Source organism: Streptosporangium sp. NPDC000563 (assembly GCF_040299985.1).
Lineage (GTDB): Bacteria > Actinomycetota > Actinomycetes > Streptosporangiales > Streptosporangiaceae > Streptosporangium.
In genome coordinates, this window is record NZ_JBEPDA010000063.1 from 1 (window position 1) to 4,175 (window position 4,175).

Annotated in this window: 1 protein-coding gene; it reads right to left on the reverse strand. The window is 75.2% G+C overall.

Features of this window, described 5'->3' with window-relative positions; translation table 11 throughout:
- Window positions 1–4,175, reverse strand: a 4,175-nt coding sequence (locus ABT352_RS40595; RefSeq protein WP_350950423.1) for a type I polyketide synthase, incomplete at both ends; no start/stop codon positions are given.

Below are 4,175 nucleotides of genomic sequence, written 5' to 3' on the forward strand. Positions count from 1 at the left end.
GCGTCCGTCCCCGACGCCACCAGCTCCCACAAATCCTCGGGCGAGGCCACCCCACCGGGAAACCGGCACCCCATCCCCACGATCACCACCGGGTCCGAGACGTCGGTTCCCTTCACGGTCACGGGTGCGGTGCTCTCCTGTGCCGACAGGGCGTCCAGCAGGTGCCCCGCGAGCGCCGCGACGGTGGGGAACTCGAAGGCGACGGTGGGGGGCAGGGTGAGGCCGGTGAGCGTGTTGAGCCGGTTGCGCAGCTCGACGGCGGTCAGCGAGTCGAAGCCGAGCTCCTTCAGCGGCCGGTCCGCGCCCACCCCGTTCGCGTCCTCGCGGCCGAGGACGGCCGCGGCCTGTTCGCGTACGAACCCGGTGACGGTTCTAGACCGCTCGTGTGGCGGTTCGGCCCGCAGCCGCCGCGCCCAGGCACCGTCGGCCGTCGTCCGCCGGGCCGCGGCGGGCGGCTTGACGATTCCGGAGAACAGGGCGGGCAGGCGGCCCGCCGCCGCCTCGTCCCGCAGCACGCCCTCGTCCAGCGGGGACACCACGGTGTGGGCGTCACGCACCCGTTCGAGCACGTCCAGCGCGCGGCCGGTCTCGACCGTGCCGACACCGTGCCTGGCGAGCCGGGCGCGGTCGGCCACGCCGAGGTGGGCGGTCATCGCGCTCGCCTCCTCCCACAGGCCCCAGGCGACGGCCGTGGCCGGCAGACCGGCACGGCGCCGGTGCTCGGCCAGTGCGTCGAGGAAGGCGTTGGCGGCCGCGTAGTTCGCCTGCCCGGGTACGCCGAATGTGGCCACGGCGGAGGAGAAGAGCACGAAGCCCTCCAGGGGGAGGCCCGCGGTCAGCTCGTGCAGGTGCCACGCCGCGTCCACCTTGGGCCGCAGCGCGACGGCCAGTTCCTCGGTGGTCATCCCGGTGACCGTGGCGTCCGCGAGCAGTCCCGCGGTGTGGATCACCGACCTGAGCGGGCGGTCCGCGGGGATGGACTCCAGCAGTTCCGCCACGGCCGCACGGTCGGCGACGTCGCAGGCCACCACGCTCACCCCGGCTCCGGTCGCGGTGAGTTCCTCGGCCAGGTCCTCGGCGCCCGGCGCTCGCGGCCCCGAGCGGCTCACCAGCAGCAGGTGCGGAGGGTTCGCCGAAGCGGCGAGCCTGCGGGCGACCAGCGTGCCGAGGGTTCCGGTGCCTCCGGTGACGAGGACGGTGCCGGCCGATGTCCCCACCGGGGATCCGGAGTCGCGGGATCCGGAGTCGCGGGAGGCGGAGTCGTGGGGGGCGGAGTCGTGGGGGGTGTTCCCGCCGAGGTCGTGGGAGGCGAGTCTGGGCACCAGCAGCTCGCCGCCGCGTACGGCCACCTCGCGTTCGCCGTGCTCGGCGGCGAGCAGCGCGGCGGCGGCGGGACCGTCGACGGTGACCAGGGTGAACCGGCCGGGGTGTTCGGCGGCGGCGGTGCGGACCAGACCACGGACCGGGGCGGACGCGAGGTCGGACTCGGCCACCACGACCGAGAGCCGGATACCGTCGAAACCGGGATGGCGGAGCCACTCCTGGAGCAGTCCCAGGACGGCGGCGGTCCGCTCGTACGCCTCCGCGACCACGTCGCCCGTCCGCCCGCCCACGGGCACGAGCACGGCCCCGGCGCCGGCCGCCGACAGCAGGTCGTCGACCACGCCGACGTCCCCGTCCGTCGTGACGAGGCCACCGGGGCCACCTGGGTCGTCGGGGCCGTCGGGGCTACTGAAGCCGCCGAGCACGACGACGTTCCCGGGAGCCGGACCCGTCTCGGCCGGTCGCTCCCAGCCGACCCGGTAGGTGTCGGCCTCGGGGCGGGCCGCGGCGAGTTCGGCGCGGGCGGCCGGGCGGAACGCCACGGACTCGACGGCGCCGACGACCTCTCCTTCCAGGTCCGCGAAGGTGTAGCGGAACCGGGAGGCGCCGAGCGGCTCGATGCGCGCCCGCAGCCCTTCCCGCCCTCGCTTCGCCCCGCCGGTCAGGCGCAGGCCCTCGAAGGCGAACGGCAGGAGAGGGTGGTCCGGGTCGGGGTCGGCGAGTCCGGCCAGCCCTGCCACCACCGGATGCAGAGCGGCGTCGAGCAGTGCCGGGTGAAGGACGAAATCCTCACCCGCGGTACCCTGGGCCTCGGCCGCGACGAGCTCGGCATAGACCGTGCCGTCGTCGCCGTCGCCGTCGTCGCCGTCGCCGTCGTCGCCGGCTCGCCATACGGCGGCCAGCCCCTGGAAGGCCGGGCCGTAGTCGTAGCCGAGCCGGTACAGCCGTGCGTACACGTCGGTGACGTCGACGCTCTCGGCTCCGGGGGGAGGCCATGCGACCCGCGTGGCCCCTGTCGTCCCGGGGGCGAGGGTCCCGGCCGCGTGCCGGGTCCACGGCGCGTTCTCGGACGAGCGCGCGTGCACCTCCACGGTCCGGCGGCCATGCTCGTCGGGGGCCGCGACGAGCACCTGCAGCGGCGCCGGGCGCCCGTGGGTGAGGACGAGAGGCGCCTGGACGGTCAGCTCGCGCACCTCGGAGCAGCCGACGAGGTCCCCGGCCCGCGTGGCGAGTTCGGCGAGAACCGTGCCGGGTGCCAGCACGGTGCGGAACACCGAGTGGTCGGCGAGCCACCCCTGCGCCGCCGTGTCGAGTCGGCCGGTCAGCACCGCGCCGCCGTCCACGAGCGCGACCATCGCCCCCAGCAGCGGGTGGCGGACGGCGGACGGCCCGAGCCCGGATGCCAGGGCCGAGCCGGCGGAGGGGGTGAGCCAGTAGCGCTCGCGCTCGAACCGGTAGGTCGGCAGGTCCACGACAGAGGTGCCCGTCGTCGTCCAGGAGACGGGGACGCCGCCGAGGTGGGCCACGGCGAGGGCGCGGCGGAACGTCTCCGTGCCGCCCTCGCCGCGCCGCAGCGTGCCGCCCGCCAGCCCGGGCAGGCCCCGCTCGGCGAGGATCTCCTCGACGGCCACGGTGAGCACCGGGTGCGGGCTCACCTCGACGAACCGGTGGTGTCCCGTGTCGAGCAGGCCGTGGACGGCGGCTTCGAACTCCACGGTCTCGCGGAGGTTCCGATACCAGTACCCGGCGTCGAGCGTGGCGGTGTCGGCCGGTTCCCCGGTCACCGAGGAGTGGAACGCGATCTCGGCCGGCCTCGGTTCCAGGCCGGTGAGCGTCTCCAGCAGGTCCTCGCGCAGGGGTTCGACGTGTCGGGTGTGCGAGGCGTAGTCCACCGGGACGCGGCGGGCGCGCACGCCCTGCTCGTCGCACCACGCGAGCAGTTCGTCGAGGGCGTCCGCGCCTCCCGCGACCACCGTGGAGCGTGGTCCGTTGCGCACCGCGATCTCGATCTCCCCCGGCCGGCGCGTCAGGACCCGGGCCAGTTCGTCGGCGCCCAACGCCACCGACACCATGCCGCCGTTCCCCGCGATGCGGGCGATCGCCCTGCTGCGGAGTGTGACGATCTTCGCGGCGTCCGCCAGCGACAGCGCGCCCGCCACGTAGGCCGCGGCGATCTCGCCCTGTGAGTGCCCGACGACGGCGTCCGGCCGCACTCCGGCGGCGCGCCACATCGCCGCGAGCGACACCATCATCGCGAAGAGCACCGGCTGCACGACGTCGACGCGCTCCAGTGGTGGCGCGCCGACGTCGCCACGGAGCACGGCGGTGAGGGACCAGTCGGTGTGCCCGGCGAACGCCTCCTCGCAGGCCTCGATCTCGGCGCGGAAGGTGTGGTCGGAGTCCAGGAGCGCACGGGCCATCTCGGGCCACTGCGATCCCTGGCCGGGGAAGACGAAGACCGTCCTGCCCGGGGCCTTCTCGCCGGTGACGACCTCGTCGTGGAGTTCGCCCCGTGCCAGGGCGCGCAGGGCGGGCAGGTGGTCGGCGAGTACGGCGGCGCCGTGGCCGAGCCGCGCCCTGGAGACGAGGGTGGCCGCCACGTCACGCGGGTCCAGCCCCGGATGGGCCTGAAGGTGGTCGGCCAGCGCCTCGGCCTGCCTGCGCAGAGCGGCGGGGCTGTCCCCGGACAACAGCACGGGGGGAGCGGGCGCGGTCGCGGGCCGATCGGCGTGGCCGGAGACATTCGGTGTCTCGGCGGGGTCGTCGGGTGCCTGTTCGAGGATGACATGCGCGTTGGTCCCACTGATCCCGAACGACGACACCCCCGCCCGCCGCACCCCACCCCACTCACG